A 22440-nucleotide genomic window follows, 5' to 3' on the forward strand; every position below is an offset into this window, starting at 1 on the left:
TATGTCGAACAATTAAGATGACTTCCTGCCATCTCTTGTTCGAAGCCAATTCATCTCCCACCTACTCGCTGGGCTACGCCCTTCACGCTCCTTGAGGAAGGAGTCTTCTTGGCCAAATTGATAAAAGAGAGGATTCTCAAATGAAAATCCTCTCTCGTTTATCTTGTGTAAGTCTTTACTTTATGCAGCAACTTTTTTATGTGTATGATGTTCACGATAACGTCCACGCATTGCATAGGCAATTTGCGGGATTGCAATCCCGATTAAAATAAGGGATACACCGAACCATTGTGAAGATAGTACAGCTTCTTTTAAAACGAATACAGACATAATAGTTGTAACTGGTAGTTCTGCAGCGCCAAGAATAGTCGCTAAGCCAGAACCAATCTTTGGAATACCAATTGTAAAGGCGATAGAAGGAATGACGATACTGAATGTTCCTAAACCTAAACCGTATTTCCAAAGTCCTTCAGAAATTGCACCGTTAAAAATAAATGTTGGAGGGAATACGATCATTACTAAAGTTAAAGCACCAGCCATTAAAAGAACACCGCGTGGTAATGAAGGTACTTCAACAGCAACTTTTCCGCTCACGAAAATGTATGTTGCAAATGTAACAGCAGATAATAGGCCTAATATAATTCCAGTCGTATCGAAATCACCTGCTGATTTTTCTAGTAAACCACTTGATAAAAATGTACCTGCAAGTAAGAAAATAACAGAAATAACTTTTTCTCGTGAAGGTAAAGTTTTTGTTGCGACTGCTTCAATAATAATTCCGACCCAAACGAATTGGAATAAAAGTATAATGGCGATAGATGCTGGTACAGTTTTTAATGAAGCATAATAAAAAATTCCAGTGAAACTTGCAGATGTACCTGCAACGAATAAAATTAAAGCTTGTTTTAATGGAACACGATGTCTAGAAAATAGAAGTGTAATAGCAAGCAAAATAATCCAACCGAACAAATATTGGCTGCCAATTACCTCTCCAAGTGAAAATCCTTCTGCATATGCAAGTTTAACGAAAATAGCTAAAATCCCATAACTACACGCTCCTAATAAAACTAAAAGAGAATAACGAAGCATGAAATAGTCCTCCTATCTATATGAAATTGTTCCGTAACGGACATATATAACTAGAGGGAAGTATACAAAATTAAAAATGAAGGGTCAAATAAAAGAAAAGTGTGACATTTTATAGAATAATAATAAAAGTATGATATTTATGCATAATCTTGAAATTAGTAATAATAGAAGTATTGTAAAATCAAGTTTGTATTGTATAAAGACAGCATTTGAAAAAAATATTTTTTAATCAATATGTATATAAACGTACGAATAACATGCTAATCATTTGAGAAACTATATTACCTTTGTTATGTTAATAACATTAGAGAGGTTTTGTAGTGTAATTGAGATTTTTCTATATAAATAGAAGGAAATGAAAACGTTTTTTTAGAAAAAGTGTGAAAGGGTAGTTTTTCTTATTATCACGTTGGAAAAGTGATTTCACGAATTGTTCATAGTATTTTTATATGTTTTTGCTACAATATGTAAGGAGAGGAGTGGAATAATGCAAGATATTAGTATTTTTTTAGCGTTTGGTGCTGGGTTTTTATCATTTATTTCCCCATGTTGCTTACCGCTTTATCCGGCATTTTTATCGTACATAACAGGTATGTCGGTTTCTGAGTTGAAAGAAGAAAATGCAATGCTTCGCAAAAGAAGTATGATACATACAGCGTTTTTCTTACTTGGATTTTCAATTATATTTATTGCAATTGGATTTGGTACAAGCTTTATCGGGGGCATTTTTACGAATTATAAAGATTTAATTAGACAGTTAGGTGGTATATTTATCATCGTGTTCGGTTTCATTATTGTCGGTGTATTTAAGCCGAAGTTTTTAATGCAAGACCGTAAATTTACATTTAAGAATCGTCCGAGTGGTTATTTTGGATCTGTTCTAATTGGATTGGCATTTGCGGCAGGATGGACACCTTGTACAGGACCTATTTTAGTATCGGTTATTGGATTAGCAGCAACAAATCCAGAATCAGCAATGATTTATATGATCGCATACATACTTGGATTTGCTATCCCGTTCTTCGTACTATCATTCTTTATTACGAAAATGTCTTGGATTAAAAGAAACAGTATGAAGTTCATGAAAATCGGGGGATACATTATGATTATCATGGGTATCTTCTTATATTTTAACTGGATGACAAAAATTATCGTATATTTCTCAAGTTTATTTGGTGGTTTTACGGGTTTTTAGTATTATTCTGTGAAAATGTTGGAAATACTAACGGAAAAGCATATAATGAAAGTATATTTTGCATATAGCCACAAAAAAGGATGAGAAAATATGAACATAGTTGTTTTATCCAGTATCGTTGCTGTTTGTATGGCTGTTGGTGCGATGTTTATTCGTTTAAAAGCAGCTAAGAAACCTGCAACATTGAAAAAAATTATACTTCCACCATTTTTTATGAGTACGGGAGCGTTGATGTATGTTTTTCCTGAATTTCGATTAACTCCAGCAGAAATGTTAGAAGCAATTGGCGTCGGTTTGTTTTTCTCTATTTTTCTTATTAAAACATCTAAATTTGAGATTAGAGGACAAGAGATTTATTTGAAGCGTTCCAAAGCATTTGTTTTTATATTAATTGGATTACTTGTCGTGCGGATTGTATTTAAAACATACTTAAGCCAATCTCTTGATTTAGGACAACTTAGTGGTATGTTCTTCTTACTGGCATTTGCGATGATTGTGTCATGGAGAATTGCAATGTACCGTTCCTTTACGAAATTACAGAAGGAAATGGAAAAAGAAGATGGTTTTTATAATGAAAAAGATATGAAATTAACTTAAAAACTGTATATGTATAAAATAAAAAGACAGCGTCAAAGGCGCTGTCTTTTTATTTTATATTGCTAACATCTTCTATTCCAACCGCGCCGGATAAAACGTTCCCCATTAAAGAAACAATTTAAATTTGGTGAGACGAACGGACCGATAAACGGAATAATGTTTGGCTCTGAAGTTTCATCAACGGAAATCGGTGGTTTAGTAGGATCTGGTCTGAGTGTATAGCGAATGCGGGCGGTATTTCGAATGAGACCATTTCGTGGCTCTGCTGTTACTTGAACGATAAAACGAACAACAACGGATTCACTTGGATTAACAGTATTGATAAGAATACCGATAGTTGGGTTAGTTCCGGGACGTGCTACTCCATTTACAGTTACTGAATTTGGATAGAAAGTAACTTCAGGAGGAAGTGGGTCGGTAATGAGTACGTTATTTACTGGGATGGTGCCATTGTTAGTAAAGGTAAGTGTATATGTGATGAAATCACCGAGATGGGCGCTATTTACATTTGCGGTCTTAATAAATGTGTTTGGCTCATTAGGGTTTACTTCTATCGTAATTGGTGGTGTTGTAGTCGTTGTTGTGATAGGTGGTCTAGTCGGGTCGGGTTGAGAAGTATACGTAATGGATGCGATATTTGTAATCATTCTATTAGCTGGAAGTGTAATAACCTGTACTTGGAATGAAATAGTTACGGATGCTGTTGGATTAAGAGTTCCGACTGGAATGCCTGTGGATGGATTTGCGTTTGGAACGGGAATGTTATTAATTGTGACACTATTTGGAACGAATGATGTGCCGACAGGAAGTGAGTCTGTAACAGAAATGTCAGTGACAGGAATCGTACCTTCATTTTGGAATGTGATAGTAAATGTAATCGTATCACCTACTGAAACGATGGATTTATCAGCGGTTTTTATCGGATTAATAGTCCCAACGTTTACAGGAGTAATTGTAGTAGGTGTAGGCGTAGTAACGGATACAGGTGGTTTAGTAGGATCGGGTTGGTACTGGAAGGAAACGTTACCTTGGTTTTGAATTTCTCCGCTTGGTGGAATTGAAGTAACTAGGACACGGAAAGAAATCGTTGCGGATTCAGAAGGAGCAAGTGTTGAAATTGGGATGCCTGCTGATGGATTTGCAGTTGGTTGCGGCACGTTGTTAATTGTGACACTATTTTGGATGAACGAAGTACCGATAGGAATTGTATCAGTTACAAGTATATGATTAGCAGGAATGGTACCTGTATTTTGGAGAGAAATCGTATACGTAATGATATCACCTAAAGTAACTGTTTCCGGCGTGGCTGTTTTTTTCGGATTTAATATAGCTGTATTTACATTCGTTGTGTTAATTGGAGTAGGGTCTGTAATTGTAATAGGAGGTTCACCAGGACCTGGTTCATATGTGAAAGTAACAGTTGCTTGATTTCGAATAATACCACCAGGTGGTACACTTGTGACTCTTGCTTGGAATTGAACAGTAATTGTATCGTTTGGATTGACTGTTCCAACAGGTATACCTACAACAGGATTTGCTCCAAGATCTGGAATGCCATTTATTACAACAGTACCTGGAAGAAACGTTAATCCATTTGCTAACGGATCAGTAATGATAACGGAAGTTGCAGGGACTGATCCGCGATTTTGGAAGGTTACAGTATACGTTATGATTTCATTTATATCTACAATTTGTTTGTCTGCTAGTTTATTTGGGTTAGGTGTAGGTGTAATAACGGCTACTTCAACAGTTGGAGTAGGATCTGTAATAGTAATAGGGGGTTCGCTAGGGTTTGGCTGGAATGTGTAAGTGACAGTTGCAGTGTTTTTAATAATACCGTCTGGTGGGAGTTCAGTTACAGTAACTTGATAAGTTAATGTAACAATTTGTCCTGGAGTTACAGTCCCAACGTTTACACCATTATTTGGATTTGTTCCAGGTTGCGTGACGCCATTAATCGTAACGCTGTTCGGAATGAAAGTAGTACCAGATGGAGTAGGGTCTGTAATAATAACATCTGTCGCATTAATATTCCCGACATTTTGGAACGTAATTGTATATGTGACAGTATCACCGAGATTAATAACTTGAGGGTTAGCTTGTTTGTTAGGATTAATAGTAACTTCACTTACTTGCGTCTTTGTAGTAGGTGTAGGTGTAGTAACAGATACAGGTGGTCTAGTAGGGTCTGGCTGATATTGGAATGAAACGATCCCTTCATTTTCAATAAAACCTGTCGGTGGTATCGAAGTTACTTGAACTTGGAAAGTTACGACGGCTGAAGTGTTAGGTTCTAATGTACCGATAAGAATTCCGGAACTAGGAACGATACCTGGTTGTGGAATGCCGTTTATCGTAACGCTATTCGGAATGAAAGTAGTACCAGCTGGAATAGGATCGGTTACAAGTACATTTGTTGCAGGGACAGTTCCTGTATTTTGTAAGGAGATTGTATAGGTGATTGTGTCACCTAATAAAGCAAATGCTTTATCAGCGGATTTTGTAGGGTTCGTTGTTGCGGTATTGACATTTGTAGTAGTAGGTGGAGTCGGTGTAGTTACTGTTACTGGAGGTTCTCCAGGATTAGGCTGGAATGTGTAGGTGATAGTAGCTTCATTTATAAGAATTCCGTTTGGGGGTATTGAAACAACACGAACTTGGAAAGTTACAATGATCGATTCACTAGGGTTTAATGTGCCAAGAGGTATGCCAAGAGCTGGATCTACATTACTAGTTGGAGTGCCGTTAATTGTAACGCTATTTGGAATGAAAGTAGCTCCTGTTGGGATTGGGTCTGTAAAGACGATGTCTGTCAGTTGTACTGTTTGTAAATTTTGGAATGTAACAGTGTACGTAATAATATCACCTATATCAACATTGTTACGATCAGCTGTTTTTGCTGGATTAATAATGGTGTTAATGATTTCAGTATTAACTGGTGGTGTTTCTTCTGTTTCTGTAATAGGAGGTTCATTTGGATTAGGCTGAGAGGTAAAGTTGACTGAACCAACATTTGTAACAACCCCGTTAGGAGGTATATTCGTAATCGTTACTTGGAACGTAATGGTTATTATTTGATTTGGTTGTATTGTACCAATGAGTATCCCAATGCTTGGATCAACACCTGGTTGTGAAAGGCCATTTACTGTAACAGAATCTACAATAAATTGTGTGCCTACTGGTGGTTGATCAATGACAGATACATTTGTCATAGGAATATTTCCAGTGTTTTCAAGGGTGATTGTATAAGTGAGTGCATCGCCAATGTTAGCGATTGGCAAATCTACTGTTTTTGTTGACTCTAATTCTGCATTTTGTACAATTGTTTCTGCGATTGGAGTCGGTGTGGTTGTTGTAATAGGCGGGAGTGTCGGATCTGGTTGAGATGTGTAAGTGACATTTGCTTCATTTGAGATAATGCCATTTGGTGGTAAAGCTGTTATTTGTACTTCTAAAGTAACAGTCACTATTTGTCTAGGGTTTAATGTGCCAACTGGGATTCCTGTTTCAGGGGTCAAATTAGGTTGTGGAATGCCATTAATCGTAATGCTACCAAGGATAAATGTAGTTCCAGTAGGGACAGAATCTGTAATAATGACATCAGTTGCAGGTATATTACCGGTATTTTGAAGGGTAATTGTATAAGTGAGCGTATCACCAATACTTGCAAACTCACGATCCACTGTTTTTTGCGGGTTCGGGTTAGCGGTACGAACAGGTAAAGTTACGGTAGGAGTCGTTTCTGTTGTTGTAATAGGAGGTTCGCTTGGATTAGGCTGAGAAGTGTAGGTAACACTTGCTGTATTTTCTATTTTTCCATTAGGAGGAATAGCGTTTATTTGAATCTGGAATGTAACAGTAACTGTCTCGCCGGGATTAACTGTTCTAACAGGAATTCCTGTGACTGGACTTACGCCGGGTTGAGCGGCATTGTTTACAGTAACACTATTCGTAATAAAAGTTGTACCCGGTGGCAAAGAATCTGTAATTGTTACACCAGTAGCAGGTATAGTTCCTTGGTTTGTAAATGTGACAGTATAAGTTACAATATCGTCAATTTCTGCAAACGTAAGGTTTGCTGTTTTTGTTGGACTTATGACTACAGTTTGGATAGGAGTCGTTGTTTCAGGAGTTGTTTCTGTTTTTGTGACTGGAGGTAAATTTGGATCCGGTTGATAATTAAATGTTGCACTACCTTGATTTCGGATTTCGCCGCTAGCAGGGATGTTTATTACTCGTACTTGGAAAGTAATCGTTGCGCGTTCGGATGGCGCTAAAGTTCCAAGTGAAATTCCTGATGATGGATTTGTTCCTGCTTGAGGAATCCCATTAATCGTAACACTATCTGGAATAAATACAGTACCGGCAGGGATAGAATCTATTACTGTTATATTCGTAGCAGGAACAGTACCGGTGTTTTGAAATGAGAGAGTATAGGTAATGACATCATTTAATGCAACGAAGGAGCGATCTGCTGTTTTTTGTGGATTTAGTGTAGCGGTATTAACTGCTGTTTCTGTTTCAGGAGTTGTAATAGTTGTCGTAACGGGAGGTTCATTTGGATTTGGCTCGTATGTGAATGTAATATTTGCTTGATTTCTAATAACTCCTCCGGGCGGGATACTATTTACTACACCTTGGAACGTAACTGTAATACTTTGACCGGGATTTACAGTGCCGACGGGTATACCAATTTCAGGGTTTTCTCCAAGTTGTGATGTGCCATTTACGACAACGCTACCTGGAACGAAAGAAACACCAGATGGAAGTGCATCTTTTATAATAACATTTGTAGAGGGGACGGTCCCTCTATTTTGGAATGTTACAGTAAAAGTAATCGTATCCCCTATATCAGCAACTTGTCGATCAGCAGATTTTGTAGTCGTTGGATTAGGATTATTAATTGGAATGTTTACACTTGGAGTGGTAGTAGTTGTTGTAACAGGAGGCTCACTTGGGTTCGGTTGATATTGGTAAGTGAAGGATGCTTGGTTTCTAATTATTCCATCAGGTGGTAAGTTTGTAACGACAACTTGATACGTGATTGTTTTCGTTTCTCCGACAGAAATGGTACCAAGTGGTATACCAAGTGATGGGGCTGCTCCTGGCGTTGTAATGCCATCGATTGTAACACTATTTGGAACGAAAATAGTCCCGTTAGGTGTAGGGTCTGTAACGACTACATTTGTAGCCGGAACGGTCCCGTTATTTGTAAATGTGACCGTGTAGGTAATCGTATCTCCTAAATCAGCAACTTGTTTGTCGGCAGATTTTGTAGGCGCTGTAATAACGGTCCCAACTTGAGTTTCAGTTTTAGGAGTTGGGGTAGTTGTTGTAACAGGAGGCTCATTTGGATTAACAATATAATTAAATGATACACTGCCTTGGTTTTCTATAATTCCATTTGGCGGGACACTTGTAACTTGAACTTGGAATGTAATTGTTTTTGCTTGATTTGGATTTAAAGTACCGATTGATATACCGTTTTCAGGATTACTGTTAGGTTGTGAGACACCATCAATCGTGACGCTATTTGGAATAAATGTTGTACCGTTTGGAATTGGATCTGTTAGTACAATATTTGTTGAGGGAACAGTGCCGTTATTTTGTAAACTAATTGTATACGTAATAACATCACCAATATCAACGAAAGTACGATTAGCAGATTTTGTAGGGTTAACTGTAGCGGTATTAACAGAGACTGTAGTAGGTGCTGTCGGTTCGGTTGTGGTAACCGGCGGTCTTGTTGGATCTGGCTGGTACGTATATGTCGTTGAAGCTTCGTTTGTAATAACACCGCCAGCTGGAATTTGTGTAACAAGAACTTGGAAAGATAGTGTTTTGGTTTCACCGGGATTAATTGTTCCAACCGGGATTCCTAGTGCGGGATTTGAATTTGGAACCGGTACATTATTTAAGATTACGCTATTCGGAATGAATGTTGTACCAGTAGGAATGGTATCAGTAAAAACTACATTTGTAGCAGGGATCGTACCATCATTAGTGAAAGTAATCGTATACGTAATAACATCACCAATATCAACAGTAGTTTTATCCGCCGTTTTAACAGGGTTTGTAATAGCGGTGTTAACAGGAGTAGTAGTAGGTGGTGTAGGTTTTGTTGTTGTAATAGCTGGTTTTGTAGGATCTGGTTGATACGTAAATGTTGTGGTTCCGATATTTCGGATTAGGCCATTCTCTGGGAGAGAGGTAACTTGAACTTGGAAAGTGACAGTGACAGTATTACCAGCTGCGATTGTACCAATTTGTATACCACCAGAAGGATTTACGCCAGGTTGTGAAGTACCGTTAATTGTGACGCTATTCGGAATAAATGTAGTGCTACTTGGAATTGGATCAGTTACAATAACGTTCGTTGCAGCGATGTTTCCTGTATTTGGTACAGTAATCGTATACGTAATAATATCACCGATATCAGCAATTTGTGGACTAGCAGTTTTTGTTGGATTTACAATTGCAGTTCGTACAGAAGTAGTTGTTGGAGGTGGTGTTATCGTAGTGGTTGTTGGGGGTTCAGCCGGATTCGGTTGCGACGTAAATGTTACATTTGCTTCGTTAGTAATCGTTCCGTTAGCTGGAAGGGAAGTGACTTGGACTTGAAATGTGACAGTTGTAGTTTGACCAGCAGGAATTGTACCTAGCGGAATATTTGTTGGAGTTACGCCAGATTGTGCCGTTCCATTAACTGTAACACTGTTGGGAATAAAAGTAGTGCCAGTAGGGATAGGGTCTGTGATAGAAACGTTTGTCGCTGAAATATTACCGTTATTTGGAATGGTAATCGTATACGTAATGATGTCACCAATATTTACAATTTGTTGGTTTGCACTTTTAGTTGGATTAATGATAGTAGCATTAATTTGTGTTTCAACTATATTACTTGTAGAGTTTCTGTTAATTGGTGGTTGGTTTGGTGGATTATATTGAAAACTTGAAGTTGCACTATTTGGAATAGGGTTAGGTGTAGGGAGAGTATTAACTCGAACTTGAAACGTAATTGTAGCATTCCCGTTTGCAGCAATCGTTCCTATATTTATTCCAGTAGCAGGATTATCTGTAGTAGAAGTACCATTAACTGTAACGCTACCCGGTACGAACGATGTGCCGGCAGGAGGTGTGTCTGTAATGATAACATTATTAGCAGCTAATGGGGCTTGATTTGTGGCCGTAATTGTATACGTAATCGTATCACCGATAGTAGCAATTGTTTTATCTACTGCTTTTGTTAATGCGACATTAGCTGTGAAAATATCTGTATTAACTATATTGCTTGTTGTTGTACGTGTGATAGTGGGTGCGTTAGGTGCAGGTTGAAATTCGTATCCAAATGATGCTACGTTACTGGCGACAGGTGGGGTAGGAATACTTGTTACATCTACTTGGAAAGTAATTGTAACAGAGCCACCAGCCGGAATATTATTAATAGGAATTCCAGTTGAAGGATTGCCGGCTGTTGGAGTACCATTAACAGTTACACTGTTTGGAACGAAAGTGGTGCCAGCAGGTATAGGGTCTGTAAATGTAACGTTTTGTGCAGGTAGTGTTCCGGTATTTTGGACAACGATTGTATAGGTTAAACGACTTCCTATTGTTGCTATTGCCATTAGATTCGTCCTTTCTAAATGAATTTAAATCCGATCAATAGTTAGACATTTACAAATAGTATCCATTTAAAATTGAAAGCTGGTTCTATTTGTAAAAAAATATGAAAAATGAGCTCGTCATTGCATCCTATTCAAATATAAATGAATAGGAATAGGCAAAGGCTTTTTTTTTGCCTAAATTAGCTCGTACGTATATAAATGGAACTTTTTCGTTTTGCTCGCATTAAATGAAATAGCGAGAAAATATTACTTTTAATAGAAAGGAAGTGAGGTTGTTGGCCTTTGTACAAACATATACAAAAACAGATTCGCTTTTTATGGTGCATACAGGAAATACGTTAGGGATGCGCGGTATTACGACAGCTACTGCATATCAATATAACGCATTAATTTCCACAAATACAAATTTGAGTTTTGCTGGGGTGCCGTCTTCCACAGATGCGGATACCTTTGCAGGAACGACGAATGATTGGACATTAAATGGTTCATGGGCAAAGTTAAATCCTTCACTAACAGACGTACCAGCAACAGCAACTGTAGATTTTGCGATGTTAGTTTGGCAAGGAACATTGGGAGGTACTGTTACAGAAGAGGTAGTAAATGCGAATACTCCAACATTCAGAACTCCGGATGATGTGACTCACACTATTACAAGTACGCCTGCGTGGGGAGAAACAAGGTCGAGTGGGACATTTCAAGGTACGATTTATACACGTGCAGCTAATGTGACGAGTATTCTTCAAGGACTTCCTAATCGTGCTGTAGGTGATTATTTTGTAGAACGTGTTCCAACAGCAAATCCACCTTTGCAAGGAACAGGGGTAGGGTGGGCATTAGTTGTTGTATATCGTGATAATTCATATCCTGTTAGGAATGTTAGTTTATATACTGGGTTACTCATTTCTACATTGGGTGAGACGGCGACGATTTCAAATTTTATCACTCCTGCTGTAGCACCAGTTAATGCTCGTGTATTTACAATGGCGATAAATGGTGATACAGATGCGACAGGTGATAGATTTAACTTAAATGGTACGGGACTTTCAGGACCTAATAATTTAATAAACAACTTTTTTGCTTCACAAGTAAATAATTATTTGGGGAATTTAAATACAGTCGGAAGTTTTGGGGATAGAAATATGCCCATTGGTACTTCTGCGACTAATCGGCGTGCAGAATTTGATGTGACAAATGTACCTGCAAATGGGGTGTTAACAGCTGGATCAACTTCTACGACAGTGAAATATCCCAAATACATTTGACTATCTTTATGCTGGTGCTGTAGGTTTGCAAATAGAGTTAGGAGAGGCACGTCTAACTGCTACAAAATCAGTAACTGTAAGTTAAATTGATAGAAAAATTCTCGTAAATTAATAGGGAGGAATTCTTTTGGCTTTCGTTCAAGCTTACGGTAAAAATGATAACTTATTTATGATGCATACGGGTAATACGATGGGAATGCGCGGTACTGCAAATACAAACTTTGCTTACAATGCACTTATAACATTAAATACGGATTCTACTTTTGGAGGAGTTCCTTCATCGACAGATCCGAATACATTTGGAGGTACAACAAATGATTGGACATTAGATGGCTCATGGGCTGAATTAAATCCATCGACTACTATCGTTCCAGCTACGGCGGTTGTAGATTTTGCGTTACTTGTTTGGTCAGGTGGATTGGATACGGCTGTTACAACTGCTGTTGTTGATGCGAATCCTCCAAATTTAGTTACGCCTGATGGAACGAGTACACAAGTGACAATTAATTCAGCATGGTCATCAGAAGGGACAAATCTCCCTTTTATAGCAAATGTTTATAACCGAGCAGCAGACGTCACATCTTTACTGCAAGGTTTACCGAATCGAGCGGCAGGAAGATATAGTGTAACGAGATTACCTACGCGTCAGCCAGTTGGTTATGGTGCTGGATGGTCTTTAATTGTAGTTTATCGTGATTCCTCTTATCCAATGAGAAATGTAAGCTTATTTCCAGGTTTTTTATTATCAGGTACACCACAAACCATTTCAGGATTTTTTACGCCAGCTACAGGAACAGTGACAGCGCGAGCCTTTGTAATGGCAGTAAATGGTGATCCGAACTTTACGGGTGATAATTTTCAGTTGAATTCTGTGACATTAACGGGACCGAATAATCCATCAGGAAATTTTTTTAGAGGGCAAGTGAATGATATTAACGGAAATTTAAATACAATTGGTAGTTTTGCGGATCGGAATTTTTCAGGAACAACTACAAATGCAAATGCAAGAGCTGAATTTGATATTACAAATGTAAATGCAACAGGTTCTATTGCACCAAATACGACATCTACACAAGTAAATATTACAGGTACAGGGGATACGATTTATACAAGTGCGGTTGGATTACAAATAGATTTGGCAGAAGCTAGATTAACAGCCGAAAAATCTGTAACTGTAAGTTAAAAAAGATTGCTATAAGCTAGCAATCTTTCTTTTATGAGGAGGATTTTGTCAGTAAAGATTCATAATGAGAATAATCAATTTCTTTTTCTTGTAGTTTTTTTACTAAAAATTTATGATCACGTTTTGGTGTAGCGATAATATACCCTTTAATAATTAAATCTTGTGTAATTTGAGAGGCTTTTTCTTGTAAGGCAAGTTCTCCGATTTTGCCAGCAATTTTTGATTTAGCGACATCGCGAAATAGTTCTGGAACAGGACTTACGAGCTCTTCTAATAATTGTTTTTGTTCATCATTCCATAAATGCCTAGTTTTATTAATATAGTGCTCTTCCCAATCTAAAATGGACATACCATCTTCTTTTGGTAATCGTTTTAAAAATTTTCTGAACATAAAGTATCCACCGATAGACATAAGTCCTAATAAAATAACAGTCCATAGCACAATAAACCAACTGAACCATCCTTCGAGCAAGCGTATCCCCCCTTAATGATTGCGGTTTTCTTTTATTCATATTATAAACAGTGAGATTCATAGAAAGCAAGAACGCTTGGTCATTTTGACCAAGCGTTATCATTTAAACAAAGTATAGTTGTTCAACACATAAATTATTATTATCATCTTCTACATATTCAATGATTAATGTGCCAACTTTACGATCTTTATCTTCAGTTGTGAAAATAGAGTAAGAAGTAAAACGTGCTGTTGATAGGCCACTTATATGTGTAGGTAAAGAAATGTAGTCGTTATCGCGGAAGAATTCCATCAGTTCAATATCCTCAAATTCTTTTCGGTCAACTTGTTTGTTTGTATAGTGGCGTTGAAGTTGTTTTAAAGACTCATTCCAAGAAATTGCTTTTGTATCGTATACCATTGTCTTATCTCCTTACTGTATGTAATCATTAAGAACATACGTTCTAAACTAGTATACTCTTTTTATTAGAAAAGGGAAAGCAAAAAATAATGTAAGCTTGGATTTCCAAGCTTACATTATTGATGCGTCCGTCATAATCTCTATTTTTTATTATAAGTTACATAAGAATAAGAAACAAGATGATATATATTTTGTTGATAGTTTTAAAAATTCTGTATATTATGAATGTACTAAAGTGCAAGGGAATGAGAGGGATGGCATATGTAATTTCACTCCAAGGACCGATGGCAAGTGGAAAAACAACATTGGCTAAAAGATTAGAACGATATGGGCTTTCAGTTATATATGAAAATCCTTATCCAATTGTAGAAAAGCGAAAACAATTAAATTTGGATATGAATTCAAAAGAAGGGTTTATAGTAAATCAAAAAATGTTTATAGAAGCTAAAATAAAGGAGTTTCAAAATGCGAAGGGTTCAGTCGTTATTTTTGATCGTGGACCTGAAGATATTGAATTTTATACACTTTTTTATCCAATGATTATAGGGAAAGAGTGGGATATAGAAACTGAATTGAAAGATGAATTATATAAATTAAGAGAATGCCGTTCAGATGCTATTTTTTATTTAGATGTGACGAAAAAGAATGTATATGATAGAAAAAATAACGATAGAACAAGAAAGCGAAGTACATTTGAGGAGCAATTTAAATTAGTAGAAACTGAAAAAGACTGGTATAAACAATTTCCTATAACTTATGTGGACACGAATAGATTAACAGCAGAAGAATTAGAAGTATATTTTATGGATTGGTTAAAGGAAAGAGGGCTATGAAAAAAATACTTTTATTTGTATACCCAACATTTGCGGAGTTTGAAATAACAGTAGCAACGGCATTGCTGAAAAACAAATATGAAATCATTACAGCAGGTTTAACAAAAGAATTGATTATAAGTGAAACGGGTTTGCAAGTGCAACCACATATAGAATTAAGAGAAGTGCGTGTGGAAGAATATGAGGGAATTATTATTCCAGGCGGAGATGCGATACATATGAAGGATGCGGCAGGACTCTTTGCAGTCATCCGTCAATTTCACGAACAAGAAAAATTAGTAGCTGCTATTTGTGCTGGACCGTATGCGCTAGCAAAAGCAGGCTTATTCAAAGAAAACTCATATACAGTAACTATGGATTATAGAAAATTAGATTGTTTTCCAGTAGAAAATTTTGTGTATGAAGAAGTTGTGCAACATTCAAATATTATTACAGCACAGGGGCATGCATTTGTGCCATTTGGAATAGCGATTGCCTCTTATTTTGGGGTAACAAACGAACATAATATAAATTTTTACAGCGGTAAGGGGAATGTGATGATGGAGGAGCTTTTACTTAAAAATATGTAAAAGCTAGCGAATGCTAGCTTTTTTCTTTTTGACATCGATAAATGGCTAACGTTTTTGGATCGCGCCATATACCGTTATGAAGTAACAATTCATTTTTTACTTCTTCTTTTAGCCATTCCTTCATTTCCTCGTGAAGATGTGTATTATCAGGTATATTTAGCGACGGAAACATGCTAGAAATATAGTTTACAATTGGAGTAGCATGATGAAAAACGAGAGCATTATGAATAACTGCTTCTTCAACAGTTGGAAAAACAGACTGTAATATCTCTTTACCATTTTCCAAACAAAATGGCGTGACTGAAGATGTTGTTTTCGGTAAATCAAATGCGTCTAACATGCGGTTACACATTTCAACTATACGAGGTAATGTAACGTCAGAATTTGTTGTAGCTAAAAGTGAGCCACCAGGACGTATTACTTTATGGAACCCTTGGATGGTTTTTTCAACATCTTTCATGTAATATAACATATGTCTTGCGACGATCCAGTCGTAGCAATTGGCTTCAAAAGGAAGTTTTTCAGCGTCACCTAGTCTCCATTCAATTAAAGTATTCGTTTTAGTGGCTTCAGAGAGCATGGCTTCTGATTGATCAAAACCTGTTAATTGACCTTTATGGCCATTCGCTTGCAAAAGGGAAAGAAATTTTCCGTTAGCGCATCCAACCTCTAATATTTTCTCGTCTCCTTGAAGTTGTAAATGATCCATGACGACTTTATCTAAATTCACATGTTTTTCTTCATAATGTTTATGCGTATCGATACGAGTTTGTAAATGTTTGCTTACGTTGTATTGGCGTTTTACATCATTCATCTTTTCGCATTCCACCTTCGTGCAAAATTGCTGAATTGCGTGCGTTAATACGTCGGTTTTCTTTAAGCCTTCGTAATGGAGTGCAGCTTCAAACCTTTCAAGTAATTTTTCTTCAATTCGAAAATGAATATCTTTTCGCTTTGTCACTGAAATCTCTCCCCTTTGTATCGGTTAGTGAGACTATAACACGCCTGAAAAATTTGTGTAAATCATTTGTGTACACAAATGGAGGAGATGAAAAAATTGTTTGAATGTGAGTTTAAACTATTGACGATTTAACCGTTTTCATATATTCTTAAATTAAGAAATATTCAAATAATTAAAAGAAATGAGAGAGTCACATGCTTCTTCAAGGAACACATCGAATTGGTCGTATGGCCATGCTGTTGGCACTTGCGGATGAGAATGAAAGCCCTGTATTATCTATCCCAAAAGGTTGGAAGTATTGTACGGGGAAAGTGGGTTCGATGAATTCGCAAAAGGTTGTCGCAGCAATGGAAACAGCGGCTAAGAGCAACCAAGTTATTGAAACAGACGTTTACAGAGAAACACATGCACTTTATCACGCAATTATGGAAGCTTTGTACGGAGTGACGAGAGGTCAAATTCAGTTAGCAGACGTTCTTCGTACAGTAGGACTTCGCTTTGCGATTGTGCGCGGTACACCATACGACGGAAAAAAAGAGGGCGAATGGGTTGCTGTTGCATTATATGGAACGATTGGTGCACCTGTAAAAGGATCTGAGCATGAGGCGATTGGTTTAGGAATTAATCACATATGATTTGCCCATAGTCTATTAGTTAGAAGGGGGCCTTACTTTTTTAGGACAGAAGTCTGTCTTAAAAAGATAAGGTCCCCTTTTGCCTTTTTAAGGAGGAAAAACAATGATTACGTTAACAGGACACACATTGACAATTGAAGAAATGAAGAGGTTGTTACTTGAAGGAGAAGGTGTAACAGCTTGTCCAACTAGTATGCAAAAGGTGGCGGAGTGCCGCGAAGTAGTTGAGAAAATTGTAGAGGACGGAAAAGTCGTTTACGGTATTACAACTGGATTTGGAAAGTTTAGTGATGTGCTAATTCAAAAAGATGATGTAAAGGCACTTCAACATAATTTAATTCAGTCACATGCATGTGGGATAGGCGAGCCATTCCCTGAAGAAGTATCACGCGGTATGTTAATTTTACGAGCAAACACGATGCTTAAAGGAGTATCTGGTGTTAGACCGCTCGTTGTAAATATGCTTCTTGAGTTTGTAAATCGTAAAATTCACCCAGTTGTTCCACAACAAGGCTCACTTGGTGCGAGTGGCGATTTAGCACCTTTATCTCATCTTGCGCTCGTATTATTAGGCGAAGGTGAAGTGTTCTATAAAGGAAAACGCGTTCATGCAATGGTCGCTCTTACAGAAGAAGGTCTTGAGCCAATTGAACTTGAAGCGAAAGAAGGCCTAGCGTTAATTAATGGTACGCAGGCGATGACAGCGCAAGGAGTTCTTTCTTATATAGAAGCAGAAGCAACGGCTTATCAAGCTGAATTAATTGCATCTATGACAATTGAAGGTTTACAAGGCATTATTGATGCATTTGATGAAAATGTTCATAAAGCACGTGGTTATAAAGAGCAAGTGGAAGTAGCGAGCAGAATTCGTGACATCCTTCATGATAGTAAATTAACAACAAAACAAGGAGAACTACGTGTGCAGGATGCATATTCACTTCGCTGTATTCCGCAAGTACACGGTGCTTCTTGGCAAGTTTTAAATTATGTGAAAGAAAAATTAGAAATTGAAATGAATGCAGCAACGGATAATCCGCTAATCTTTGATGGCGGGGAAAAAGTAATTTCAGGTGGTAATTTCCACGGTCAACCAATTGCATTTGCGATGGACTTCTTAAAAGTAGGAATGGCAGAACTTGCAAATATTTCAGAGCGTCGTATTGAGCGTTTAGTGAATCCGCAATTAAACGATTTACCACCATTTTTAAGTCCAGAACCAGGACTTCAGTCTGGTGCAATGATTATGCAATATGCTGCAGCGTCACTAGTTTCTGAAAATAAAACGTTAGCACATCCGGCGAGTGTTGATTCAATCCCGTCATCAGCTAACCAAGAAGATCACGTAAGTATGGGAACAATCGCTTCACGCCATGCACATCAAATTATTCAAAACGTAAGACGTGTTCTTTCAATTGAGATGATTTGTGCGATGCAAGCTGCAGAATATCGCGGTATTGAAAACATGAGTACAGTGACGAAAAGTTTCTATCATCAAGGTCGTCAGCAAGTGCCTTCTATTACAAATGACCGTATATTCTCAACGGATATTGAAAATATTGCGCATTGGTTAAAAACGAATTATTCGATCAAAGAAAGATTAGATGTAAACGCAGCACTATAAAATGAGAAAAGGGAGAGATTGAAATGGAAAAAGTTAAACAAACAATTCGCGCGCCAAGAGGTACGGAGTTACAAACGAAAGGGTGGGTGCAAGAAGCTGCACTTCGTATGTTAATGAACAATTTAGATCCGGAAGTTGCTGAAAAGCCAGAAGAATTAGTTGTATATGGTGGAATCGGCCGGGCAGCTCGTAACTGGGAAAGCTACAATGCAATTGTAGATTCATTAAAAACGTTAGAAAGCGATGAAACATTACTTGTTCAATCAGGAAAACCAGTTGCAATCTTTAAATCACATGAAGATGCACCTCGCGTTCTTTTAGCGAACTCAAACTTAGTACCGAAGTGGGCGAACTGGAATCACTTCCGTGAACTAGAGAAAAAAGGTCTTATGATGTATGGACAAATGACAGCAGGTAGCTGGATTTACATTGGAACACAAGGTATTTTACAAGGAACATATGAAACGTTTGGTGAAGCGGCACGTCAACATTTCGGTGGTTCATTAAAAGGTACATTAACACTTACTGCTGGTTTAGGTGGTATGGGCGGTGCACAACCTCTTGCTGTAACGATGAATGGCGGTGTTGTTATCGCTATTGATGTTGATAAGCGCAGCATTGATCGTCGTATTGAAAAGAGATACTGTGATATGTATACAGAATCATTAGAAGAAGCATTAACGGTTGCGAACGAGTATAAAGAGAAGAAAGAACCGATTTCTATTGGTTTATTAGGAAATGCGGCAGAGATTTTACCAGAGCTAGTGAAGCGTAATATTACGCCAGATTTAGTTACAGATCAAACATCTGCTCATGATCCATTAAACGGTTATATTCCAATAGGTTACACGTTAGAAGAAGCAGCAAAACTTCGTGAAGAAGATCCGGAGCGCTACGTACAATTATCAAAAGAAAGCATGACAAAACATGTAGAAGCCATGCTTACTATGCAAGCAAAAGGCGCAATTACATTTGATTACGGAAATAACATTCGCCAAGTTGCTTTTGATGAAGGTTTGAAAAATGCATTCGATTTCCCAGGATTCGTTCCAGCATTTATCCGTCCATTATTCTGCGAAGGAAAAGGACCATTCCGCTGGGTAGCACTTTCTGGTGACCCAGAAGATATTTATAAAACAGACGAAGTAATTTTACGTGAGTTTGCTGATAATGAGCATTTATGTAACTGGATCCGTATGGCTCGTCAGCAAGTTGAGTTCCAAGGTCTTCCGTCACGTATTTGTTGGCTTGGTTACGGTGAGCGCGCGAAATTTGGTCGCATTATTAATGAAATGGTTGCAAATGGTGAATTATCAGCACCAATCGTTATCGGTCGTGACCATTTAGATTGCGGATCAGTAGCATCTCCAAACCGTGAAACAGAAGCGATGAAAGATGGTAGTGATGCAGTAGCTGACTGGCCAATTTTGAATGCATTAATTAACAGTGTAAACGGTGCAAGCTGGGTATCTGTTCACCACGGTGGCGGCGTTGGTATGGGTTATTCACTTCACGCTGGAATGGTTATCGTTGCAGATGGAACAGAAGCAGCAGCAAAACGTATTGAGCGCGTATTAACTTCTGACCCTGGTATGGGTGTTGTTCGTCACGTGGATGCAGGGTATGACTTAGCTGTGGAAACTGCGAAAGAAAAAGGCGTTAACATTCCAATGATGAAATAAGGAGGAGAAAAACATGCTGGACACTTTACTAATAAATATCGGTCAATTACTAACAATGGATCAAGAAGATGGCTTGTTAAGACGGGAAGCGATGAACACGCTTCCTGTTATCGAAAACGGTGCGGTTGGAATTGAAAATGGTGTAATCACTTTCGTTGGGACAGCAGAAGAAGCAAAAGGACTTCAGGCAAAAGAAGTTATTGATTGTGGCGGGAAAATGGTTTCTCCTGGTCTTGTTGATCCGCATACCCACCTTGTATTTGGTGGATCTCGTGAAAATGAAATCGCGCTAAAATTACAAGGAGTTCCATACTTAGAAATTTTAGAACAAGGCGGAGGTATTCTTTCAACTGTAAATGCAACGAAACAATCGTCGAAAGAAGAGCTTGTTCAAAAGGCGAAATTCCATTTAGACCGTATGCTATCTTTCGGAGTTACAACTGTAGAAGCGAAGAGTGGTTACGGATTAGATGATGAGACGGAATGGAAACAATTAGAGGCAACTGCACAATTACAAAAAGAACATCCAATCGATTTAGTGTCAACGTTTTTAGGTGCTCATGCAGTTCCAAAAGAGTATAAAGGTAGATCGAAAGAATTTTTACAATGGATGTTAGATTTATTACCAGAAATGAAAGAGAAGCAATTAGCGGAATTCGTTGATATTTTCTGTGAAACAGGTGTGTTCTCTGTTGAAGAGTCAAAAGAGTTTTTATTAAAAGCGAAAGAGCTTGGATTTGATGTGAAAATTCATGCGGATGAAATTGACCCTCTTGGTGGTGCGGAAGCAGCGGCTGAAATTGGTGCAGCATCAGCGGACCATTTAGTTGGTGCTTCTGATAAAGGAATTGAAATGCTTGCAAACTCTAATACAGTAGCGACTTTATTACCAGGAACAACTTTCTATTTAAATAAAGAAAGCTTTGCACGCGGCCGAAAAATGATTGATGAAGGTGTTGCAGTTGCGTTAGCTACAGACTTTAACCCGGGCAGCTGTCCAACGGAAAACATTCAGCTTATTATGAGCATCGCAATGCTGAAGTTGAAAATGACACCAGAAGAAGTTTGGAATGCCGTAACAGTTAACTCTTCTTACGCAATCAATCGTGGCGATGTAGCTGGGAAAATTAGAGTAGGTCGCAAGGCAGATCTAGTGCTATGGGATGCTTACAATTATGCTTACGTACCGTATCATTACGGCGTAAGTCATGTAAATACAGTATGGAAGAATGGTAATATCGCATATACAAGAGGTGAACAATCGTGGAGCACGGCCACTATTTAAAGAAAAATGCCAAGTTTATCGATCGTGAAGTGACAAAATGGAGTGAAATGATTAAAGATTGGGAGGAAGGCGTGGAAATATTCGGTGCGGCCTTAATTGGAGCACCCCTTTCTAAACCATCTATTAGTCATTCAGGAGCAAGTTTTGCTCCAAAAACAATTCGTGCGATGTTAGATGCATATAGCACGTACGCAATTACAGAAGAACATGATATGAAAGAAAGTGTCTTATATGATTGCGGAGATATTACGATGCATGTGACGGATATAAAAGAAAGTCATAACCGAATTGCGAAAACAGTTGGTCATGTAACGAAAGTAAATCCGAACATGATACCAATCGTTCTTGGTGGGGATCATTCGATTAGTTTTCCGAGTATAACAGGATTTGCAAATAGTAAAGGGAAGGTCGGTATTATTCAATTTGATGCCCATCATGATTTGCGCAACTTAGAAGATGGTGGTCCGTCAAATGGTACACCGTTCCGTAGTTTACTAGAAAATGGTGTTATTACAGGAAAACAACTCGTTCAAATCGGTATTCGTAATTTTTCAAATGCACGAGCGTACCATGAATATGCAAAAGAACATGGCGTGACAGTGTATACAATGAAAGATGTACGAGAGCGAGAAATAAAAGATATTATGACGGAAAGTATCGAAGTATTAAGAAAGCAAGGCGTGACTTCTATATATATTTCTCTTGATATGGATGTACTAGATCAAGCATTTGCGCCAGGTTGTCCAGCGATTGGTCCTGGGGGAATGGATAGCGCGACTTTACTGGATGCGATTGAATTTCTTGGCAAAGAACCTCTCGTTCAAGGGATGGATATTGTAGAAATTGATCCAACTCTTGATTTCAGAGATATGACGAGCCGAGTAGCTGCGCAAGTGATTATGAGTTTTCTTTTGGCGAGGGAGACGATCAGGAAAGAGATTCGTATATAAGGAGAAACCTCTCTATTTTATTAGAGAGGTTTTTCTATATACGAATATTACTAGGTAAGAGCGTATAAATTGACGTTACTA

The 22440-nt window shown here is 37.9% G+C and carries 15 protein-coding genes and 2 pseudogenes; 12 read left to right on the forward strand and 5 right to left on the reverse strand.

Annotated features, from left to right (window positions below):
• Positions 1-180 precede the first annotated feature (180 nt).
• Positions 181-1089, reverse strand: a complete 909-nt coding sequence (locus tag PDK19_RS14255) for an EamA family transporter (RefSeq protein ID WP_000947029.1) — start codon at positions 1087-1089, stop codon at positions 181-183.
• Between the two features lie 326 nt (positions 1090-1415).
• On the opposite strand from PDK19_RS14255, the pseudogene PDK19_RS27305 reads away from it, so the two are divergent.
• From PDK19_RS27305 to PDK19_RS14265, 3 genes and pseudogenes are all read left to right on the forward strand, one after another.
• Positions 1416-1560: pseudogene (locus PDK19_RS27305) on the forward strand (peptidase T).
• A gap of 16 nt (positions 1561-1576) precedes the next feature.
• Positions 1577-2284: a cytochrome c-type biogenesis protein CcdA gene (ccdA, locus tag PDK19_RS14260; protein WP_016718254.1), complete on the forward strand. Its 708-nt coding sequence runs from the start codon at positions 1577-1579 to the stop codon at positions 2282-2284.
• A 90-nt stretch (positions 2285-2374) separates the two neighbouring features.
• Positions 2375-2881 (forward strand): CcdC family protein, encoded by a 507-nt coding sequence (locus PDK19_RS14265; RefSeq protein ID WP_001028639.1) that lies wholly within the window; start codon positions 2375-2377, stop codon positions 2879-2881.
• Between the two features lie 62 nt (positions 2882-2943).
• On the opposite strand, the gene PDK19_RS14270 is transcribed toward PDK19_RS14265, so the two are convergent.
• Positions 2944-10506 carry a DUF7507 domain-containing protein gene (locus PDK19_RS14270; protein WP_074615262.1) on the reverse strand — a complete coding sequence of 2521 codons (7563 nt, stop codon included), beginning with the start codon at positions 10504-10506 and terminating at the stop codon, positions 2944-2946.
• Between the two features lie 275 nt (positions 10507-10781).
• Between PDK19_RS14270 and PDK19_RS14275 the strand changes: the two are divergent.
• A pseudogene (locus tag PDK19_RS14275) lies at positions 10782-11853 on the forward strand (hypothetical protein).
• A 42-nt stretch (positions 11854-11895) separates the two neighbouring features.
• Complete coding sequence (locus tag PDK19_RS14280) at positions 11896-12951, forward strand: hypothetical protein (RefSeq protein WP_000896226.1); 1056 nt, start codon at positions 11896-11898, stop codon at positions 12949-12951.
• A 31-nt stretch (positions 12952-12982) separates the two neighbouring features.
• Here PDK19_RS14280 and PDK19_RS14285 read toward each other — a convergent pair whose 3' ends face one another.
• Positions 12983-13423, reverse strand: coding sequence for a DUF2621 domain-containing protein (locus tag PDK19_RS14285; RefSeq protein ID WP_270707400.1), 441 nt, complete (start codon positions 13421-13423; stop codon positions 12983-12985).
• A 103-nt stretch (positions 13424-13526) separates the two neighbouring features.
• On the reverse strand, positions 13527-13823 hold the full coding sequence (locus PDK19_RS14290) for a hypothetical protein (RefSeq protein WP_000262396.1): 297 nt from the start codon (positions 13821-13823) through the stop codon (positions 13527-13529).
• 254 nt (positions 13824-14077) lie between these two features.
• Between PDK19_RS14290 and PDK19_RS14295 the strand changes: the two genes are divergently transcribed.
• Positions 14078-14656 carry an AAA family ATPase gene (locus PDK19_RS14295; RefSeq protein WP_000332135.1) on the forward strand — a complete coding sequence of 193 codons (579 nt, stop codon included), beginning with the start codon at positions 14078-14080 and terminating at the stop codon, positions 14654-14656.
• Positions 14653-15225, forward strand: a complete 573-nt coding sequence (locus PDK19_RS14300; protein WP_270707402.1) for a DJ-1/PfpI family protein — start codon at positions 14653-14655, stop codon at positions 15223-15225. The genes PDK19_RS14295 and PDK19_RS14300 overlap by 4 nt, the downstream gene beginning before the upstream one ends.
• Positions 15226-15238: 13 nt before the next feature.
• Here the strand turns inward: PDK19_RS14300 and PDK19_RS14305 are convergent, their stop codons facing one another.
• On the reverse strand, positions 15239-16186 hold the full coding sequence (locus tag PDK19_RS14305) for a class I SAM-dependent methyltransferase (RefSeq protein WP_139303008.1): 948 nt from the start codon (positions 16184-16186) through the stop codon (positions 15239-15241).
• 194 nt (positions 16187-16380) lie between these two features.
• On the opposite strand from PDK19_RS14305, the gene hutP reads away from it, so the two are divergent.
• The 5 genes from hutP (at position 16381) to hutG (ending at position 22359) form a co-directional block, all read left to right on the forward strand.
• On the forward strand, positions 16381-16821 hold the full coding sequence (gene hutP / locus PDK19_RS14310) for a hut operon transcriptional regulator HutP (RefSeq protein WP_000926516.1): 441 nt from the start codon (positions 16381-16383) through the stop codon (positions 16819-16821).
• Between the two features lie 103 nt (positions 16822-16924).
• The gene (gene hutH, locus PDK19_RS14315; protein WP_000631849.1) at positions 16925-18442 is read left to right on the forward strand and encodes a histidine ammonia-lyase; all 1518 of its coding nucleotides are present in this window, start codon (positions 16925-16927) and stop codon (positions 18440-18442) included.
• A gap of 23 nt (positions 18443-18465) precedes the next feature.
• A complete protein-coding gene (hutU, locus tag PDK19_RS14320; protein ID WP_074615268.1) occupies positions 18466-20124 on the forward strand; it encodes a urocanate hydratase in 1659 nt (552 codons plus the stop codon).
• A 13-nt stretch (positions 20125-20137) separates the two neighbouring features.
• The gene (gene hutI / locus PDK19_RS14325) at positions 20138-21409 is read left to right on the forward strand and encodes an imidazolonepropionase (protein ID WP_000887535.1); all 1272 of its coding nucleotides are present in this window, start codon (positions 20138-20140) and stop codon (positions 21407-21409) included.
• Entirely contained in the window at positions 21388-22359 is a 972-nt protein-coding gene (gene hutG, locus PDK19_RS14330; protein WP_016718245.1) for a formimidoylglutamase, read from the forward strand. Before hutI ends, hutG begins: the two co-directional genes overlap by 22 nt.
• Positions 22360-22440 lie beyond the last annotated feature (81 nt).

Origin of the sequence: Bacillus cereus group sp. BcHK124 (assembly GCF_027712065.1) — a bacterium.
GTDB classification, from domain to species: Bacteria; Bacillota; Bacilli; order Bacillales; family Bacillaceae_G; genus Bacillus_A; species Bacillus_A pacificus.

Coding starts and splice junctions, on each gene's coding strand:
- hutP (WP_000926516.1), top strand. CDS start 16,381: ATGCTTCTTCAAGGAACACATCGAATTGGTCGTATGGCCATGCTGTTG.
- PDK19_RS14290 (WP_000262396.1), bottom strand. CDS start 13,823: ATGGTATACGATACAAAAGCAATTTCTTGGAATGAGTCTTTAAAACAA.
- hutH (WP_000631849.1), top strand. CDS start 16,925: ATGATTACGTTAACAGGACACACATTGACAATTGAAGAAATGAAGAGG.
- hutU (WP_074615268.1), top strand. CDS start 18,466: ATGGAAAAAGTTAAACAAACAATTCGCGCGCCAAGAGGTACGGAGTTA.
- PDK19_RS14270 (WP_074615262.1), bottom strand. CDS start 10,506: ATGGCAATAGCAACAATAGGAAGTCGTTTAACCTATACAATCGTTGTC.
- hutI (WP_000887535.1), top strand. CDS start 20,138: ATGCTGGACACTTTACTAATAAATATCGGTCAATTACTAACAATGGAT.
- PDK19_RS14255 (WP_000947029.1), bottom strand. CDS start 1,089: ATGCTTCGTTATTCTCTTTTAGTTTTATTAGGAGCGTGTAGTTATGGG.
- PDK19_RS14300 (WP_270707402.1), top strand. CDS start 14,653: ATGAAAAAAATACTTTTATTTGTATACCCAACATTTGCGGAGTTTGAA.
- PDK19_RS14295 (WP_000332135.1), top strand. CDS start 14,078: ATGGCATATGTAATTTCACTCCAAGGACCGATGGCAAGTGGAAAAACA.
- PDK19_RS14265 (WP_001028639.1), top strand. CDS start 2,375: ATGAACATAGTTGTTTTATCCAGTATCGTTGCTGTTTGTATGGCTGTT.
- ccdA (WP_016718254.1), top strand. CDS start 1,577: ATGCAAGATATTAGTATTTTTTTAGCGTTTGGTGCTGGGTTTTTATCA.